Origin of the sequence: Albidovulum aestuarii (assembly GCF_029961185.1) — a bacterium.
GTDB lineage: Bacteria > Pseudomonadota > Alphaproteobacteria > Rhodobacterales > Rhodobacteraceae > Albidovulum > Albidovulum aestuarii.
The window spans coordinates 599,893-617,902 of sequence record NZ_JASBQQ010000002.1; the positions used below are offsets into that span (position 1 = coordinate 599,893).

Annotated in this window: 17 protein-coding genes; 7 read left to right on the forward strand and 10 right to left on the reverse strand. The window is 63.2% G+C overall.

Annotated elements, in window-relative coordinates:
• A complete protein-coding gene (locus tag QKW60_RS21035) occupies nt 1–555 on the reverse strand; it encodes an EamA family transporter (RefSeq protein ID WP_419762652.1) in 555 nt (184 codons plus the stop codon).
• A 449-nt stretch (nt 556–1,004) separates the two neighbouring features.
• On the opposite strand from QKW60_RS21035, the gene QKW60_RS07720 reads away from it, so the two are divergent.
• From QKW60_RS07720 to QKW60_RS07730, 3 genes are all read left to right on the forward strand, one after another.
• Nucleotides 1,005–1,511 (forward strand): MarR family winged helix-turn-helix transcriptional regulator, encoded by a 507-nt coding sequence (locus tag QKW60_RS07720; protein WP_282367710.1) that lies wholly within the window; start codon nt 1,005–1,007, stop codon nt 1,509–1,511.
• Between the two features lie 63 nt (nt 1,512–1,574).
• Complete coding sequence (locus tag QKW60_RS07725; protein ID WP_282367711.1) at nt 1,575–2,192, forward strand: nucleoside/nucleotide kinase family protein; 618 nt, start codon at nt 1,575–1,577, stop codon at nt 2,190–2,192.
• A 118-nt stretch (nt 2,193–2,310) separates the two neighbouring features.
• On the forward strand, nt 2,311–3,570 hold the full coding sequence (locus tag QKW60_RS07730) for a D-amino acid dehydrogenase (RefSeq protein ID WP_282367712.1): 1,260 nt from the start codon (nt 2,311–2,313) through the stop codon (nt 3,568–3,570).
• 6 nt (nt 3,571–3,576) lie between these two features.
• Here QKW60_RS07730 and QKW60_RS07735 read toward each other — a convergent pair whose 3' ends face one another.
• The 3 genes from QKW60_RS07735 to QKW60_RS07745 form a co-directional block, all read right to left on the reverse strand.
• Nucleotides 3,577–5,043, reverse strand: a complete 1,467-nt coding sequence (locus tag QKW60_RS07735; RefSeq protein WP_282367714.1) for a sulfatase-like hydrolase/transferase — start codon at nt 5,041–5,043, stop codon at nt 3,577–3,579.
• A gap of 98 nt (nt 5,044–5,141) precedes the next feature.
• Nucleotides 5,142–6,614 carry a D-alanyl-D-alanine carboxypeptidase/D-alanyl-D-alanine endopeptidase gene (gene dacB, locus QKW60_RS07740; RefSeq protein WP_282367715.1) on the reverse strand — a complete coding sequence of 491 codons (1,473 nt, stop codon included), beginning with the start codon at nt 6,612–6,614 and terminating at the stop codon, nt 5,142–5,144.
• A 58-nt stretch (nt 6,615–6,672) separates the two neighbouring features.
• On the reverse strand, nt 6,673–7,242 hold the full coding sequence (locus QKW60_RS07745) for a nicotinate-nucleotide adenylyltransferase (RefSeq protein ID WP_419762663.1): 570 nt from the start codon (nt 7,240–7,242) through the stop codon (nt 6,673–6,675).
• 126 nt (nt 7,243–7,368) lie between these two features.
• Between QKW60_RS07745 and QKW60_RS07750 the strand changes: the two genes are divergently transcribed.
• From QKW60_RS07750 to QKW60_RS07765, 4 genes are all read left to right on the forward strand, one after another.
• On the forward strand, nt 7,369–8,253 hold the full coding sequence (locus QKW60_RS07750) for a helix-turn-helix domain-containing GNAT family N-acetyltransferase (RefSeq protein WP_282367717.1): 885 nt from the start codon (nt 7,369–7,371) through the stop codon (nt 8,251–8,253).
• Nucleotides 8,254–8,391: 138 nt separating this feature from the next.
• On the forward strand, nt 8,392–8,820 hold the full coding sequence (locus QKW60_RS07755; RefSeq protein ID WP_282367719.1) for a DoxX family protein: 429 nt from the start codon (nt 8,392–8,394) through the stop codon (nt 8,818–8,820).
• 114 nt (nt 8,821–8,934) lie between these two features.
• On the forward strand, nt 8,935–10,590 hold the full coding sequence (gene ettA, locus QKW60_RS07760) for an energy-dependent translational throttle protein EttA (RefSeq protein ID WP_282367721.1): 1,656 nt from the start codon (nt 8,935–8,937) through the stop codon (nt 10,588–10,590).
• Between the two features lie 387 nt (nt 10,591–10,977).
• Nucleotides 10,978–11,430 (forward strand): hypothetical protein, encoded by a 453-nt coding sequence (locus tag QKW60_RS07765; RefSeq protein WP_282367722.1) that lies wholly within the window; start codon nt 10,978–10,980, stop codon nt 11,428–11,430.
• A gap of 242 nt (nt 11,431–11,672) precedes the next feature.
• Here the strand turns inward: QKW60_RS07765 and QKW60_RS07770 are convergent, their stop codons facing one another.
• From QKW60_RS07770 to dnaG, 6 genes are all read right to left on the reverse strand, one after another.
• Entirely contained in the window at nt 11,673–12,269 is a 597-nt protein-coding gene (locus QKW60_RS07770; RefSeq protein WP_282367723.1) for an REP-associated tyrosine transposase, read from the reverse strand.
• A gap of 105 nt (nt 12,270–12,374) precedes the next feature.
• Nucleotides 12,375–12,758, reverse strand: coding sequence for an acyl-CoA thioesterase (locus QKW60_RS07775; RefSeq protein WP_419762653.1), 384 nt, complete (start codon nt 12,756–12,758; stop codon nt 12,375–12,377).
• An 89-nt stretch (nt 12,759–12,847) separates the two neighbouring features.
• A complete protein-coding gene (locus QKW60_RS07780; RefSeq protein ID WP_282367725.1) occupies nt 12,848–13,123 on the reverse strand; it encodes an HlyU family transcriptional regulator in 276 nt (91 codons plus the stop codon).
• 216 nt (nt 13,124–13,339) lie between these two features.
• Nucleotides 13,340–13,840 carry a hypothetical protein gene (locus QKW60_RS07785; RefSeq protein WP_282367726.1) on the reverse strand — a complete coding sequence of 167 codons (501 nt, stop codon included), beginning with the start codon at nt 13,838–13,840 and terminating at the stop codon, nt 13,340–13,342.
• Nucleotides 13,841–13,917: 77 nt separating this feature from the next.
• The gene (gene rpoD / locus QKW60_RS07790; RefSeq protein ID WP_282367727.1) at nt 13,918–15,906 is read right to left on the reverse strand and encodes an RNA polymerase sigma factor RpoD; all 1,989 of its coding nucleotides are present in this window, start codon (nt 15,904–15,906) and stop codon (nt 13,918–13,920) included.
• 109 nt (nt 15,907–16,015) lie between these two features.
• Nucleotides 16,016–17,950 carry a DNA primase gene (gene dnaG, locus QKW60_RS07795; RefSeq protein WP_282367728.1) on the reverse strand — a complete coding sequence of 645 codons (1,935 nt, stop codon included), beginning with the start codon at nt 17,948–17,950 and terminating at the stop codon, nt 16,016–16,018.
• Between the last annotated feature and the right edge of the window lie 60 nt (nt 17,951–18,010).

Below are 18,010 nucleotides of genomic sequence, written 5' to 3' on the forward strand. Positions count from 1 at the left end.
TCAAGGGTGGCCGTTCCGCGTCGCCGCGCGCTGGAACAGCACTGTTCCGGCCACGATGAGCATGACGGCAGGCCAGAAAGCGGGTGGCAAAGCCTCGCCCAGGGCCACAACGGCAAGGACGGCTCCGACCATGGCGGCAACCCCGCCGATCTGGCTCATATAGACCGGGCCTGCCTGCGCCTGCAGGCGGAATTGCAGAACATATTGCGCCGCCACCACGGCAGATCCCGTCAGGATCAGAAGCAGGATGTCATGATCGGTCCAGAGCATGGAAAGCCGGCGACCTTCGCTGACCACGGCCATCGGCAGGACCAAAGCCGCGCCAATCAGGACCGACAGAGCAGCAAGCGTCAGCGGCGCTTCTCCAACGGGCCAGAACCGTGTGCGAAAGATGTTGCCCAATGCCAAAGCTACCGGAATGGCCGCCGCGACACCTACCCAGAGCGCCCCGTCGCCGGGCCCGCCGGTCTCGGCCAGCTTGCCGGATGCCAGGACCACGCCACCAACCAGTGCCGCAGCGACGCCCAGCCCCTGACCGCGTCTTGCGCCATCCATCCGCAATACCCGCGCGATGACCCATGTGATCAGGACTGGAAATGCGAATGTCAGCGAGACGAAGCCAGCACCGACATGGCCAACAGCAAGATATCCGGCGGCACTCGGCGCCATCATCAGCGCGCCCGCGCCCAAACTGTAGGGCAAGAGCCGGCCAAGACCAGCCACACCCCGTCCGATCAGAACCGGCAGGATCAGGATTGCTCCGGCCCCGACCCAGACCGCGCCGAGATAGCCAAGCATCGGGGCCCCTGCGGCTGCGGCAAGTTTCGACAACGCGACCGCCGTCGCGATCAGCGAACCGACCGCGATCAGAAGAAGCGGCGCGGCAAGGGACGACCCCATGACGCGGGGGGGCATCCCCGCGCGGGAAACAGCATCCGCCATTTGATTTCACTCCGAATTGAATTAGTATCTTGTCGGAAACTAACTTAGTGAAAAGTATCTTGATGTCAAGACAAATGGATCGTGCGGCCTTCGCCGTATCTCAATGGCGTCAGGAAATGCCTGACCTCGACCTCAGTGCGATGGAGGTTCTGGGCCGGTTGTCCGAACTTGCACTGGTGATCCGCCGCGATCATCTGGTGCCGGTTTTCGCCGAGTTCGGCCTTCAGGACGGCGAATTCGACGTGCTGGCCGCGCTCCGGCGCTCCGGTTCGCCCTACCGGATGACCCCGACCGAGCTTTATGGCGTCACGATGCTTTCTTCAGGCGGCATGACCGCAAGGCTCGACCGGCTGGAGAAATCGGGGCTGATCGAACGCCTGCCAAATCCCGCCGACCGGCGCGGCACGCTCGTCCAGCTCTCTGACAAGGGGCGCGGCCTGATCGAGCGGGCGCTCACCGCTCATTCGCAGAACGAAACGCGGATATTGTCGGCGTTGAGCGAAGACGAACAGGCCCAGTTGGGCGCCCTGATGGCAAAGCTGCTCTCCGGGCTTCCCTCCGGCACCTGACCTGCGGCATTCTTTGCCGCGTTCAATGCGCCCCACCCGCAGACCAAGGACCAGACTGACCCAATGACACGGATATCAAAGGAAGCGCTTGTTAAGGAAATCGAAGCGCGCACGCACAGCCACGACCGCCTGCTGGTCGGCTTTGCAGGCGCACCCGGCTCGGGCAAGTCGACGATCGCCGAAGATCTGGCTGCCCGTCTGGGACCCACAGCGACGGTGCTGCCGATGGACGGGTTCCATCTCGACAATGATCGCTTGCGGCAAATGGGGCTCCTGCATCGCAAAGGCGCGCCTGAAACCTTTGACGCAGACGGTTTCGTCGCTCTCGTCCGCAAGCTGCGCCAGAAGGGCACCGTTGAATTTCCCACTTTCGACCGGGAAGCTGACAGCACCGTGCCCGGCGCAGGCCGGATCGGCGAAGACATCCGTATCGTCCTGATCGAAGGGAACTACCTGCTGCTTAATACGCATCCATGGTCGGATCTGGCGGGGCTTCTCGATCTGCAAATCCGTCTGGAGGTCAGCCGCGACGAGCTTGAGGCCCGGCTGATCAGACGGTGGCTCGATCACGGGCTTTCCCCGGATGCGGCGCGCACGCGCACCCGTGACAACGACATGGCGAATGTCGATTACATCGCCCAGCATTCCCGGGAACCCGACTACGTGTTGGCGGACGGATAGCGGAACGGCTTAGGCCCCGGGCGCGACCACCTCTCAGACAGGCTCCGATCCAATCCCAATTGTCGCTGGTCTCCTGCTATGCTAGCGCGGCACCGAACGCGAACGGGGGAGTGGAATCATGAAAGTCGTCGTCATGGGCGCCGGGGTGATTGGCGTCACCACCGCCTATTACCTCGCCCGTCAGGGTGCCGAAGTCGTGGTGCTGGACCGCCAGCCGGGCCCCGGCATGGAGACGAGCTATGCCAATGCGGGCGAGCTTTCCTACGGCATGACCTCGCCCTGGGCCGCGCCCGGCATCCCGATGAAGGCGCTGAAATGGCTCTTCATGAAACGTCGTCCGCTGTTCATCTGGCCGCTGATCAGCCCCACTATGTGGAAATGGGGCGCTCAGATGCTCTCCAACTGTACCGAAGACGCCTATGCGCTGAACAAGTCCCGCATGGTCCGCGTCTCGAACTATTCGCGCGACGTGATGCCCGACCTGATCGCCGAGACCGGAATCGACTATGACGGTCGCGAGCAGGGTACACTCCAGCTTTTCCGCACCGACAAGCAGCTCAAGGCGTCGAAAGCCGATCAGGCGATCCTCGCCGAGTTCGACAGCCCCTACGAGGTCCTCGACCGCGACGGTTGTATCGAGGTCGAACCCGCACTGGCCGAGGTCAAGGACAAGTTCGTGGGCGGGCTGCGCCTGACCGCCGACCGCACCGGCGATTGCCGGATGTTCACCATGGCGCTCGCCGAAAAGGCCGCGGCCCTTGGCGTCACCTTCCATTACGGCCAGAAAATCAGGCTGATCCAGACCCGCGGCGAAGAGGTGATCGGCGTCCTGACCGAAAGCCTCGGCCGGGTCGAGGGCGATCGCTATGTCTGCGCGCTGGGATCGTTCGGGCCAAAGCTGCTCAATCCTATCGACATCCGCCTGCCGGTCTATCCGGTCAAGGGATACTCAGTCACCCTGCCCGTCACCGACGACGCCTTCGCGCCGCAATCGACGATCATGGACGAAACCCACAAGGTCGCGATCACCCGGCTCGGCGACCGTATCCGGGTGGCGGGCACCGCCGAGATCGCCGGCTATTCCGACCGGCTCGGGCCCCATGCGACCGATACGGTGCGCCATGTCATCGGCGATCTCTTCCCCAAGGGCGGCGATCTTTCGCAGGCCGAAGGCTGGACTGGTCTTCGGCCGATGACGCCCGACGGCACGCCCGTTCTTGGCCCCACCCGCTACCGCAACCTCTACCTGAACACAGGCCACGGCACGCTCGGCTGGACCATGGCCGCCGGTTCGGGCCGCGCGGTCGCCGATCTGGTCATGGGCAAGAAGCCCGAGATCGACTTCGACGGCCTCACCGCCGCGCGCTACGGGATCTGAGCCGGTTTATTTGCGGACGTATTTCCGGGTGGTGTCATCCTCCACCCGGTAGTCCCATGCCGTTCCGTTCGCCGCCATCGCGGCGTTGACGACCGCCTTTTGCGGCAGCCGCGCCCAGACATCGGCCTCGATCGCGTCGAGGTCGAAGCGCCCGCTGGTGATCACGGCGTTCAACTCGGCCTCGATTTCGGCCACGGCAGGGTCGCCCGCGCGGTTCACCCACTCGCCGGGATCTTCGTCGATGTTGAACAGCTGCGGCGCCGAACGGTGGCAGTAGATGTACTTCCACGGCCCCTTCCGCACCATGAAGCTCGACCGCATGATGCCCTCGCCGTGATACTCGGCGATGACCGGAACCTCCTCCAGCGCCCCGCCCCGCAGCGCGGGCAGAAGCGACCGCCCCTCCATCGGCCGCGCCAGTTCCTGCCCGGCCAGATCGGCCAATGTCACGGGCAGGTCCATCAAGGAAACGGGTGTCGCCACATCGCGCCGAGTGCCGCCCGGAATTGCCACGATCAGCGGAATGCGTGCCGACCATTCGTATAGGCTGCGCTTCTGGATCAGCCCCTTCTCGCCCAGCATCTCGCCATGATCCGAGGTGACGATGACGATGGTGTCCTCGACCAGCCCCTGCTCATCCAGCACATCCATCAATTCGCCGACCTTATCGTCGACGTAATGGGCAAGTGCTGCAAAACCCCGCCGCATGGCGATCAGATGTTCGGGGTCACGGATCGACTTGCGGTCGAGCCCGTACCAGCGCAGGAAGGCACGATCGAAGTCGGAATACTTCGCGTCCATGTCATCGGGATAAAACGGCAATGGCAGGTCGGCGTCCTTGTACATCTCCCAGTACTTGCGCGGCACCACATAGGGCGGATGGGGATTGGTGAAGCTCACTGTCAGCATCCACGGCCGGTCCTTCGGCGCATGGCGCAGATATTCCAGCGACCGGAACTGGGTTTCCTCATCATATTGCAATTCGGCCGTCCAGCCCGGCCCGATATTCTCCGCCCGGTATTGTGGCGCGAAGTCGAAGGCCATCGCCTCCGGATCATCCTCAGGCAAAAGCGGATAGGACCAGAGGAAACCCGATGGATAGATGTCGGTGTTCAGCCGCCTTGCATAGCCATGCAGCTGGTCGGCACCGATGAAATGCATCTTGCCCGACAAGACCGTGTCATAGCCCGCATTGGTCAGGTAATGCGCGAAGGTGGGGATGAAGCTCGGGTACGGGTCGCCGTTGTCATAGCACCCCGTCGTCGAGGTCAGAAGCCCGGTCATCAGGCAGGACCGGGCAGGCACGCAGATCGGGCTTGGCGTATAGGCATTGGTGAAATTCACCGCCCGGTCGGCAAGCGCCGAGATATGCCGGGTGCGGGCACCGGGATAGCCACATGCCTCCAGCATGAAGGGTGTCATCTGATCGGCAATGATCAAGAGAATGTTCGGCAGGCCGGTTTTTCCAGTCATCGCTGTCTCCGTGTGACGTCCGACCCGGTTCAGGCCCTACGTCAACCTGCGGTCGGCATCGGCGAACCGCGCGCCCGTTTGCGACAGTTTTTTGGAGTTCAACTGCCGTAAACCGCCGCCCAGCGCTCGATCAGTTGCTGCTGCATCTTCCGAGACCGGCCCGCCCATGCTTTGCCACCCTCGGGCCGCTCTTTCTGATTGTCGGGCACCGCGTCGCGCCGGGCGATATCGCCGGTGAAAATCGCGAAGGCGAGATTGCTGCCACCGGCCGAGACGTAACCGGCAAGCGCCGAGACGAAGTTCAGTGTGCCGGTCTTGGCCAGCACCTGCACATGCGACAACGGCTTGCCCCCGCTGTCCTTGTAACGGATTTCCTTCATCAGCCCGCCCAACTGCCCGCCGGGGCCGAGTTTCACCAGAATCCGCACCATATCGGCCGCCGAGATGCGCGAGGCGCCGGCAAGGCCCGAATGATCGGCAAAACGCGGCGTGGTGACCCCGGCGCGCGCCTTGGCCCAGTCCGACATGGCCCGGCCCGAGGCGACATGGCTCGTGACGCCACCGCGGACCGAGGCCGCCATGCCAACCGCCTCGGCGGTCATGTTTGTCGAATACTTCATCATGCCGCGCAGGATCGAGCGCAGTTCCGAACTGCCATGCTGGGCAATGACCGTCCCCCCCGGAAGGCCCTGCACCGCCTCCGGTGCGGGCAAGGGCACACCCTGCGCACGCGCCAGCGTCTGGAACACATCGCCCGCGTAAAGGTCAGGCCGACGGACCGGCAACCAGCGGCTTCCGCCCTTGCCCAGCGCGCCCTTTGCGACGGTCCATTCCTCGACCTTGCCGCCGTTTCTGTAGGTATAGACCGGAAGGCTGCGGTCGGCGATCGTCACCCGTGCCGAGTAGACCTGCGGCGCAAAGCGCGTATCGCGGGCATCCATGCCCACCTCATAGCCCGATCCCGCCCGTTTCCAGACGAAATTCACCCGGTTGAAATTGAGGTTCAGCCCAGAGACGGCGGGATTGTAGCCCAGCCATTCCGGCTGGCTGCGGTCGATCGCCTCCAGATACGGAAGCGCCCCGCCCCAGACAAGGAACCGACCGGTGATCCCGGTCACGCCCGCCTTTCGCAGCTGGGCAGCCAGATCGCCCAGATCGTCGGTCGACAGAACCGGATCGCCGCCGCCCGCCAGCACCAGATCGCCCTGCACCTTGCCACCGGAAACCGGGCCGGTCGCGATCAGCCGCGTACCGAAACGGTGCCCCGGCCCGAGATGATCCAGCGCATAAAGCGAAGTGATGATTTTTGCCGTCGAGGCGGGCGGCATCGGCAGATCGGCCTCCGAAGCCTCCAGCACCAGACCGGTCCGTGCATCGGCCACGACAAAGCCCACGCGCCCGCCAAGCCCCGCCGCCCGGATCAGTTCCTCCGCCGGGGGGGCCGAAACTGCGCCAACCCGCAGTGGCCGCGCCTTTGGCCGTGGCGACACGAGAGGCGCCTCGGCCAATGCCCGGCCCGCAAGCCCACCCATCATGCCCGTCAGAATAAACCGCCGCGTCAGCCGCGTCATCGCCACCTGTCCTCCCGCGCCGGAATCTCGCCGATGGGCAGGCCGGAGGCAACCCCCTTCAGGCCCGCCAATCCCCACGTGCGCGGATTGCCGTCGAGGACAGGTTCACCATCGGCACGTCGAGGAAAGCCCAGACCGGCGGCCGCATCCGGGGCAACAGGAGCGCCGCTTGCGATGGCAGCCGGAACCGCGCAAATTCCTCCGCCGTCCGCGCGCCCCGCGCCTCAAGCCGCGCGCCGGGCCGGGCAAAGACCCCGACCGGCACGTTATGCATGATCCATTCCCAGTCCTGCCACAGATGGAACTGCGCCAGATTGTCTGCACCCATCAGCCAGACGAACCGCACCCCGGGGTAAAGCGCCATCAGGCGCTGCAGGGTCTCGGCCGTATAACGCGTGCCAAGCCGCGCCTCGATATCGCTGATCACCACACGCGGATGGCCCATCACCTGCCTGCCCTTCGCGATCCGGGTCTCCATCGGCGCGGGCTGGCGCGTCTTCAGCGGATTGCCGGGGCTGACCAGCCACCACACCCGGTCAAGCCCGAAGCGCTTCAGCGCCTCTCGCGTGATATGGGCATGACCCTCATGCGCCGGATCGAACGACCCGCCGAGAAGACCGATGCTCATACCGGGATATGCGACGGGAAAGCCTTGCACGTCCTGCTCCTTGCCTGCCCGCCCTTTGTTCCCGCCGCCCTTGCCGCTGTCAACGCGGACTTGCGCCTGAAATTTATCTGACTAAAGTCAGCTATCATGATCAGCGCATCCGCACGCATCCGCCGCTTCAACCGCGCCGTTACGCAGGAAATCGGCGCTCTCGACAACTCCTACCTCGGGCGCGGTCGTCCGTTGGGCGCCGCGCGCCTTCTTTGTTCGATCGGCCCTGACGGGGCCGAGGTCGGCGCGCTCCGCGATCTGCTCAGCCTCGACAGCGGACTCCTCAGCCGCCTTCTGCGGGGACTGGAAGAGGAAGGGCTGATCGTGACCGAACCCGACCCCGCCGACCGCCGCCGCCGCATTGCCCACCCGACGGCGCGCGGCAAACGCGAAATCGCCGCTTACGACCGGCTGTCCGACGCCCGCGCCGATGCGCTCATGTCCCGCCAGTCGCGGGGGGCAGACGCGCTTCTGGCCGCGATGGACCTTGTGGCGACCGCCCTCACCCGGCACCGGATCACCGTGAGCCGGATCGACCCGGAAACGCCCGAGGCACGCTACTGCCTGAACGAATACTACGCCGAACTGGCCCGCCGTTTTGAGACGGGCTTCGACGTCACGACCAGCCTCGATCCCGAAGCCCTGAACCTGCGTCCGCCGCTTGGCAGCTTCCTTGTCGCGCTGTCGGACGGCCTGCCTCTCGGCTGCGTCGCTCTGAAAGGCAACGGCAGCGAGACGGGCGAGATCAAGCGCCTCTGGATCGCCCCCGCCGCGCGCGGTCTCGGGCTGGCCCGCCGCCTGATGAAAAGGGCCGAGACAGAGGCCCGCGCTTTGGGCATCCGAACGCTCCGGCTCGACACCAACCGGACACTGACAGAGGCAATCGCGCTGTACCACCGCCTTGGCTGGCACGAGATCCCGGCCTTCAACACCGAACCCTACGCGCATCACTGGTTCGAAAAGCGACTGTCAGAACATTAGTATTCGCACATAGAATAGCCATGTATCCAATATCAGTGCGCCTGCGCACATTTCCTGTTTGACTTCACCGAATTGCCCCAAAGGTCCACTGGCCTCAATTTGCGGCGCAGCGAAACACAGTCCGCAAAGGAGACTGACATGACGACCAATACGCTCGCCGCCCTGCCCGGCACCGCCGCAGACCGCACCGACCTCGCCGCTCTGATCCTGCGCGTGACGAACGGGGTCTTCTTCATCATCCACGCGCTTCTCAAGATCGTGGTCTTCACGCCCGCAGGCACGGCAGGCTTCTTCGAAAGCATCGGCCTGCCCGGCCCCCTCGCCTATCTCGTGATCGCGGCAGAACTCTTCGGCGGCATCGCCCTGATCGTGGGCTTCAAGACCCGCCTCGTCTCGCTCGCCCTCGTTCCCGTCCTCCTCGGCGCGATCTTCACCGCCCACTGGTCCGCGGGCTTCATCTTCTCGAACCAGGGCGGCGGCTGGGAATATCCCGCTTACTGGGCCGTGGCCCTCATCGTACAAGCCCTGATCGGCAGCGGCCTCTATTCGCTCGACAACCGGGAATGAGCCCTGACCCATCGAACAAGGGCCGCCTTCGGGCGGCCTTTTTTTTCGCCGCCAATTGCCCTTCCCGGCACTCTTGACTAGAGGAGAAGGCCACATCGGATCGCGGAGGGAAAAATGGCATCCTATCAATACGTCTACCACATGGATGGCGTCTCCAAGACCTATCCCGGCGGCAAAAAATGCTTTGAGAACATCCGCCTGAACTTCCTGCCCGGCGTCAAGATCGGCGTCGTCGGCGTCAACGGCGCGGGCAAGTCCACGCTCCTGCGCATCATGGCCGGGATCGACAAGGATTTCTCGGGCGAAGCCTGGGCCGCCAAGGGCGCGACCGTCGGCTACCTGCCGCAGGAACCGCAGCTTGACGAAAGCCTCGACGTGCGCGGCAACGTGATGCTCGGCGTCGCCGCCAAGAAGGCCAAGCTCGACCGCTACAACGAGCTTGCCATGAACTATTCCGACGAAACCGCCGACGAAATGGCGAAGCTTCAGGATGAGATCGACGCCGAAAACCTCTGGGACCTCGACAGCCAGATCGACGTCGCGATGGAGGCCCTGCGCTGCCCGCCCGACGACGCGGCCGTGGCCACCCTTTCGGGCGGGGAACGCCGCCGCGTCGCGCTCTGCAAGCTGCTGCTTGAAGCGCCCGACATGCTGCTTCTCGACGAACCGACCAACCACCTTGACGCCGAAACCATCGCCTGGCTGCAAAAGCACCTCATCGAATACGGCGGCACGATCCTCTGCGTCACCCATGACCGCTACTTCCTCGACGACATCACCGGCTGGATCCTCGAACTCGACCGCGGCCGGGGCATCCCCTACGAGGGCAACTATTCCGCCTGGCTCGAACAGAAGGCCAAGCGGCTGGCGCAGGAGGCGCGCGAGGACAAGGCGCGCCAGAAGGTCCTCGAACGTGAACTCGAATGGATCCGCGCCGGGGCCAAGGCGCGGCAGTCCAAGCAGAAAGCCCGGATCGACCGCTATAACGAGCTTGCCGACCAGTCCGAGCGCGACAAGCTGACCCGCGCCCAGATCATCATCCCGAACGGCCCCCGCCTCGGCGGCAAGGTGATCGAGGTCGAGGGGCTGAAGAAGCACATGGGCGACAAGCAGCTGATCGAGGACCTCTCCTTCGCCCTTCCCCCCGGCGGCATCGTCGGCGTCATCGGCCCGAACGGCGCGGGGAAAACCACGCTCTTCCGCATGCTGACCGGTCAGGAACAGCCCGATGCCGGAACGGTGACCTACGGCGACACGGTGAAGCTCGCCTATGTCGACCAGTCCCGCGACGCGTTGGACGCGAACAAGACGGTGTGGGAGGAAATCTCCGGCGGTGCCGAGCAGATCGAACTCGGTGACGTCCAGATGAACTCCCGCGCCTATTGCTCGGCCTTCAACTTCAAGGGCGGCGACCAGCAGAAGAAGGTGGGGCTGTTGTCAGGCGGCGAACGCAACCGCGTCCACATGGCGAAACTCCTGCGCTCGGGCGGCAACGTGCTCCTGCTCGACGAACCCACCAACGACCTCGACGTCGAGACCCTGCAGGCGCTCGAGGCCGCCCTCGACGACTTCGCCGGCTGCGCCGTCATCATCTCCCACGACCGCTTCTTCCTCGACCGCCTCTGCACGCATATCCTTGCCTTCGAGGGCGAGGCCCATGTCGAATGGTTCGAAGGCAACTTCGAGGCCTATGAGGAAGACAAGATCCGACGGCTGGGGCCGGATAGCGTTGAACCCAAAAGGGTGAAATACAAGAAATTCAGCCGCTGAGGCGGCTGGATTGCTTGGATTTCGCTCGCGGGTTCAACGAGTGCGCGAAAGCGATTGCGAAGCAAACGCGTGCGGCACCCGGTGAAGGTAACGTTCTGTCGCTGGCACCGAAGCTGGTGAAGTGCCAGAAATCCACGAGGCAAGTCGAACCAGATGTCTCCACCTTTTAAAATCCCACCAAGGAACGACAATGGAATATTCATATTTTTTAGCGCACCGCCGGTTTGCCTTTTAAGTAATTCTCAAAAGAGTTTTATACGAAATTTCTTTCGTCAGTGTAACTCTGTCGTGAACTTGCATTCCGCGACTAGAGAAAACCGCGGGAACACGTTCTTTTTTACACTTGCGCGGGCGTTGGTATCGGAACTTGACATCTTAAGGTATGCAGTGAGCCGCATGCCGTACCAAAATTTCACCGCAGACAGCTCTACAAAGGAAAGCCTTTCCGACCTACTAATCACTTTCAAGGAACTATTTGGGAACGTTCGAGAATTGCGCAACGTGATTCAACACCATGGTGAGTTCGTTTTTGGAGACATGCGTGCGGCAAAAGTACGAGTATCCGAGATAAAACGCGTTGGCTTGCCTATTGACGTTCACCCCGGCGGATCAATTGGTGCCATATCGGATTTTTTTTACAATGATTCACTGCTTGTTAGCTCTGATCAATCAGGAAACCTACACGAGGTTTACATCGGGAAGGACTTTCCCTTACGTATCGCAATGGTGGCAGCGCATTTCTGCGAAGGCGTTACAAAAAGCGGCTTAGTGGATCTAAAGCTGGTATCGGGATTGACAGAGTTAGAAGTTCGACAAATTTCGAATAATAATGGCTGGTGAAATCCAGCAAGCCGTAGGGTGGGGTTCTACCCCACCATTTCCCTCGCCAATGCATGCTGCAGTCCGACCCGGCATGTGGTGGGTTGAAAACCCCGGGGCTCCACCCGTTTGGCGCTGAAGTCGTGCCACTGGCGCGATTTCCGGGCGCGCCTCACCCCTACTCCCCAAAACAAGCGTAGGGTGGGTGCCAACCCACCATGCCGACCCGTCAACTCTCGCAACACTGGTGCGTTTCACCCACCCTACTCCCCGAACGCACCGTCGGTGATGATCCCTGACCATTCGGGCTCCGCGATGCCGCGCGCGATATCCCGATGAATCGACGAATACGGCCAATCCACTGCCCGCTCGACGAACCCATGTTTGACGGGGTTGATCCAGCAATACCGGACATGGGCGGCGTAATCGGCCTCGTCCCGGATATGGTGTTCCCAAAACCGCCGCTGCCATATCGCCTGCTCACGCTTGTTCCGGCGTAGGCCGGGCTTCAGCCCGGCATATTTTCCGGATTGTACGATGGGTAACTCCGTCGGAAGGGGGGCCGGGCTGAAGCCCGGCCTACCGTCTGCCTGACGGAGGGACATCGTGAACCGCGCCTTGATCGCACCCCAACGCACCGAATAATCCGCATCATCTTTCGGCAACGTCCAGACACAATGCAAATGATCCGGCATCACCACCCATGCGTCGATCCCGAACGGCCTCTCCCTTCTCGTCGCCGCCACCGCCGCCCGGAGTCGCCCGATCTCCCGCACCAAGAGATCCGACCCACGCTCGGCGAGCGCCACGGTGAAGAAGACGGTTGCGCCGGGCGCATGGGGGCGGAGGTAGCGGGACATGGCGCACCCTTGCCTGCCCATGGTTAACGGGTGATCAACGGGCCGGGTGTCCCTGCCATACGTTTTGCCGACGGAATGCCGACCGTTGGCCGACGCCCTGCCCGCCTACCCTTCCGGCACCACCCGCGGCCGCCCGGCCTCGTCGATCGCGACGAAGGTAAAGACCGCCTCGGTCACCTTCTCGCGCTGCCCATGGCGGTCGCGCAGAACCCAGGCCTCGATTTCCAGGGCCATCGAGGTGCGGCCGATCCGGGCGATTTTCACATAGATACAAAGGACATCGCCGACCTTGACCGGCCGGATGAACTTCATCGCATCGACGGCGACAGTGGCCACCCGCCCCCTCGCCCGGGCGCCTGCAACGATCCCGGCAGCGATATCCATCTGGCTCAGCACCCAGCCGCCGAAGATATCGCCGTTCACATTGACATCGCGCGGCATCGCCAGCGTTCGGAGGGTCAGTTCCCCCTCGGGTGCGTCCTGCTTCATTCTCATTCCCCCGGAACCATTTGCGGCCAGACTAACGCAAGCCGCGGGCCCCGCAAGCGCGGTGTGGTGGCTCCCGGGAACCGTTCGGCCTAGTTGAAAATGGACTCGCCCTGCTGGTCGATGAGCGATTTGGCCTTGCGGAGCGTCATCTCCGCCGCGGCCTCGGCGGTGGAGACGGTGTCGGCCCGCACCATCCGGTGTACCCTCACCTCGCCGCCGATCTCCTTCTCGATCCGCGCCGCGACCCGGAAGCCCGCGCTTTCCTTGATCGGATCGACGAAGATGCGAAAGCCCTCGTGAAGAACCGGCTCGGCTTCGGGTTTATCGCCAGAGGAGCCGGCAAAGAGGCGGGACAACCATGACATGGGGACACTCCGTGTTTCCCCGATTCTACTACGGGAAGGGCGGGCTGGCCAGACGTGCGACAGGCGACGGAAGCGGCGCAACCGAGGGCAGCGCCCGGCCCGGGGGTGGGCGCCAGAAGCGCCCGCCCATGGGGGCGGGTCGGGCGCTGCCCGGTTCGCAGGCGAACCGGGCAGTCACATGTGAATTTAAGGCAAGCAACCTCAAGTCGCCGGCATCTACAACCGCTGGACCGAGAGCACGAAGACACCCAAGTCTGAACCCACGGCGAATATTCGCAGGCTTTGGGGTGCCGTTGACGCAAGCAGACCCCTGCCAGGACCAAGAGGAAATGGGCTCCAATAGGACGGCACTGTGATGCAGCCTTCAATGGAAGCGCTGTGAAGATGTGCTCCTGCGGGGCAGTGACCGATTTCCGCATTTGTCTCGATCGTGCTGAACTGGGCTACAAACTTCGCTGAAACAAATGGAACACCGACTAAAACAATGGCGTTCATCGACGCGGCTGCGAGGATTGGAAACACCACCCACGCAGTAGCGAAACTCTGATTGAATAACAAAGGCGGAGTTGGTGGTTTTGACCGCGCCACCTTGCACTCGAAGCGATAGACAAACACACCAAACAGCAGCGAAACCAAAAGACTTGGCGGAAGGGCAACCGAAAGCCAGCGACGGCTGATCAAGAAGTCACCCGAAAGCGCAATTCCAACGATGACCATGAGCGCCAAACCGCAGCTTACGACCACCAGCCACGGCAACTTAGCGTTTAACTTTGTGAGGAAAAGCCTCCCAGACCTCACTGATCCAAGAAACTCCGGAGCTTCCGCGACCGCGACGGATGCTTCAGCTTCCTCAAGGCCTTCGCCTCGATCTGGCGGATGCGTTCGCGGGTGACGCTGAACTGCTGGCCCACCTCCTCCAGCGTATGATCAGTGTTCATGCCGATGCCGAAACGCATGCGCAGGACGCGTTCCTCGCGCGGCGTCAGCGAGGCCAGCACCCGCGTCGTCGTCTCTTTCAGGTTTTCCTGAATGGCCGAATCCAAGGGCAGGATCGCGTTCTTGTCCTCAATGAAATCGCCGAGCTGGCTGTCTTCCTCGTCGCCGATGGGCGTTTCGAGCGAAATCGGTTCCTTGGCGATCTTCATCACCTTGCGGACCTTCTCGAGCGGCATCTGCAGCTTTTCGGCCAGTTCCTCGGGCGTCGGCTCGCGGCCGATCTCGTGCAGCATCTGGCGGCCGGTGCGCACCAGCTTGTTGATCGTCTCGATCATATGGACCGGGATGCGGATCGTGCGGGCCTGATCGGCGATCGACCGGGTGATCGCCTGGCGGATCCACCATGTCGCATAAGTGGAAAACTTGTAGCCGCGGCGGTATTCGAACTTATCCACGGCCTTCATCAGGCCGATATTGCCTTCCTGAATGAGATCAAGGAACTGCAGGCCGCGGTTGGTGTATTTCTTGGCGATGGAGATGACCAGACGCAGGTTCGCTTCTACCATTTCCTTCTTGGCCTGCCGGGCTTCCTTCTCGCCCTTCTGGACCTGATTCACGATGCGGCGGAATTCCGAAATGTCGACACCGACATACTGGCCGACCTGCGCCATCTCGGCGCGCAAAGCCTCCACCTTGTCCTGCGACTTCTCGATCAGCCCCTGCCAGCCGCGCCCGGCCTTTTCGGCCATGCGGTCAAGCCATGTCGGGTCAAGCTCATAGCCACGGTATTCGTCGATGAATTCGCGCCGGTTGATGCGGGCCTGATCGGCGAGCTTCACCATGTTCGAGTCGATCGACATGATCTTGCGGTTGATGCCGTAAAGCTGGTCGATCAGCGCCTCGATCCGGTTGTTGTGCAGGTGAAGTTCGTTCACCAGCGTCACAATCTCTGAGCGCAGCTTCTGATAGGCGGTCTCATCGGCGAGCGAGAATGTCCCGTCCTCGTTCAGCGTCGCCGACATCCGCAGGTCCTGCATTTCCGAGAGCTGCACATAGTCGCGGGCGATGATTTCCAGCATCTCCAGCACGCGCGGCTTGAGGGCCGCTTCCATCGCGGCAAGCGACATGTTCGAGGCGTCGTCCTCATCGTCGTCGTCGTCATCGGCCTTGGCGATCGGATTGCCGTCAGCGTCCAGCTCGGGCTCATCGTCCCCGCTCTTCGTCTGGGGCGAGGTTGCGGCGCCCTCGACGACCGGTTCGACCTGATCGTCATCTTCCATCGAGCGGCCGAAGGTCGCCTCAAGGTCGATGACATCGCGCAGCAGAATGTCTTCGTTCAGAAGTTCGTCGCGCCAGATGGTGATGGCCTGAAAGGTCAGCGGGCTTTCGCAGAGTCCCGCGATCATCGTGTTGCGGCCCGCCTCAATCCGCTTGGCGATGGCGATCTCGCCCTCGCGGCTCAGCAGTTCGACCGTGCCCATTTCGCGCAGATACATCCGCACCGGGTCATCGGTGCGATCCAGCGTCTCGCCCGAGGAGGTGGCAACAGTCACTTCGCGCGAGGTCGACGTTTCCACAACCGCGCTCGAGGAAGAATTGTCGGCCTCATCGGCCTCGTCATCCTCAATGACGTTGATGCCCATTTCCGAAAGCATCGACATGACGTCCTCGATCTGCTCGGAGGACACCTGTTCGGGCGGAAGCACCTGATTGAGCTGGTCATAGGTGATGTAGCCGCGCTCACGCGCATCGGCGATCATCTTCTTGACCGCAGCCTGAGACATGTCGAGCGTATGCTCGTTGTCGTCGGTGGCGGGCTTCTGCTCGTCGGTGTCCTTGGCGGCCATCGGGGCTCCTTTACGTCGCGGGCGAATCGCTGGGGCTGCGAATCGGTTCTGGTCTTGTAGCGAATCGCCGGACCGAATCACAGGGGCCGGGGTCCTGCGGGCGGGCGATTCAGTGTTTCTTCTTTTCCCAGGCGGCGGTGTCGATCAGGCGCTGCAATTCCGCTGAAAGGGCTGCACGGTCCTCGCCCATATCGCTGTCGTCGTCCAGCTTCGACCGGCCCGCCCTGTGCCGGGCTTCAGCGGCTTGTGACAGTCGCCAAGTCACACCCTCGTCAGCCAGTCCGCCAAGATCCTCCATCGCCTCGGCCACCTCCGCCTCAGCGCCACGCCGCGCCTCCAGCTTGGCCAGCTCCTCTGCCAGGCACATCGCCGCAAGTTCGGCATTGTCGGCATAACGCACCGGGGGGGCTGTCTGGACGTGGGCGAGGCCCATCAGCTTTTCAAGGTCCTGCCCAGCCAAGTCCACGATTTTCGTCCCGATATCGCCCGCCTCGTGCGCGGCGACCAGCAGCGCATGGCGCAGCCGTTCATGCCCCGCATCGCGCATCTCAACGGTCTCCAGCTGGCTTTCAAAACGCGAAATGCAACCGGGATGGGTAATGGCGATGGCAAGGATCATCGCCTCGCGCAGATAGTCCTCGACCTCCGCCCCCGATGCGGCGGCCAGAAGCGAGGCTTTCGTCACCGGCAGGGGCTGCTGCAGCATCGGTTTCCACTTGCCGCCGCGCGTCGAAGCGGGGCCACGGCCGACAGGACGGTTGGAGCCGAACAGGTCCCAGCGCAGCCGTTTGATTTCCTCGCCGTAATGGGCGCGGATCGAGGGGTCGGCGATGCGTCTGATGGCCTCTCGCAGAGACTTGTCGAGCGTCGCCTTCCGCTCGGGGCTGTCGAAGACGCGGCCCTCGGTCTCCCGCCGCCAGAGCAGATTGACCATCGGCTGCGCTGCCTCGACCAGCTTCGCCATCGCCTCGCGGCCACGAAGCTTGATCAGATCGTCGGGGTCCATGCCTTCGGGCAGGATGACGAAGCGCAGCCCCTGCCCCGCCTCCAGCATTGGCAGCGCAAGGTCGACCAGCCGGGTCGCCGCGCGAATACCAGCTGTATCGCCGTCGAGCATGATCAGCGGTTCCGGCGACAGTCGCCACAAGAGCCGCAACTGATCCTCGGTGATCGCCGTGCCCAAAGGTGCCACGGCGGCCTCGAACCCCGCGCTGACAAGCGCGATCACGTCCATGTAGCCTTCGGCGACGATGAGCGGCTGGCCCTTGCCCGCCGCCTCGCGCGCCGGCCCGTGATTGTAGAGGCTGCGGCCCTTGTCGAAGAGGTCTGTCTCGGGCGAATTGAGGTATTTCGCGTTGTCATTCGGGTCCATCGCCCGCCCGCCAAAGGCGATGCAGCGGCCGCGCGGATCGCGGATCGGAAAGATGATGCGGTTGCGGAAGACGTCATAGGGCGCCTTGCCCTTGGTCGATGGCTTGGCAAGCCCCGCGCCAAGGATCAGGTCCTCGGCGATGCCCCGCGCACGGAGCGCATCCCAGAGCCCCTGCCAGCCTTCGGGCGCAAAGCCGATCTCGAACCGGTCCTGCGCCGCCTCGGAAAGCTTGCGCCGCGCCAGATAGTCCCGCGCCGCCGCCCCGGCTGCGGTCTTCAACTGCAGCCGGTAGTGACGAAGCGCCTCTTCCATCACCCCGGCCAGTTCGGTCCGCCGGTCGGCGCGCTCGGCCGCCTTCGGGTCGGCGACGGGCATCTGCATGCCCGCCTCGCGCGCAAGGGTTTCGACCGCCTCCATGAAGGACATGTTCTCGGCATCCTTCAGGAAGGAAATCGCGTCGCCCTTCGCGTGGCAGCCAAAGCAGTAAAAATAGCCCTTACGGTCATCGACGTGGAACGAAGCGGTCTTTTCCTGATGGAACGGGCACGGCGCCCAAAGATCGCCCTTGGCCTGATTGGACTTGCGGTTGTCCCATGTCACCTTGCGCCCGACCACGTGGGAAAGCGTGGTGCGGGTGCGGAGTTCGTCAAGGAAACCGGGCGGCAGACTCATCCGGCGAATATCGGCCCTGAACCCTGCCGGGGCAAGGGGGCTGTCTGCCCCCTCTTGCCG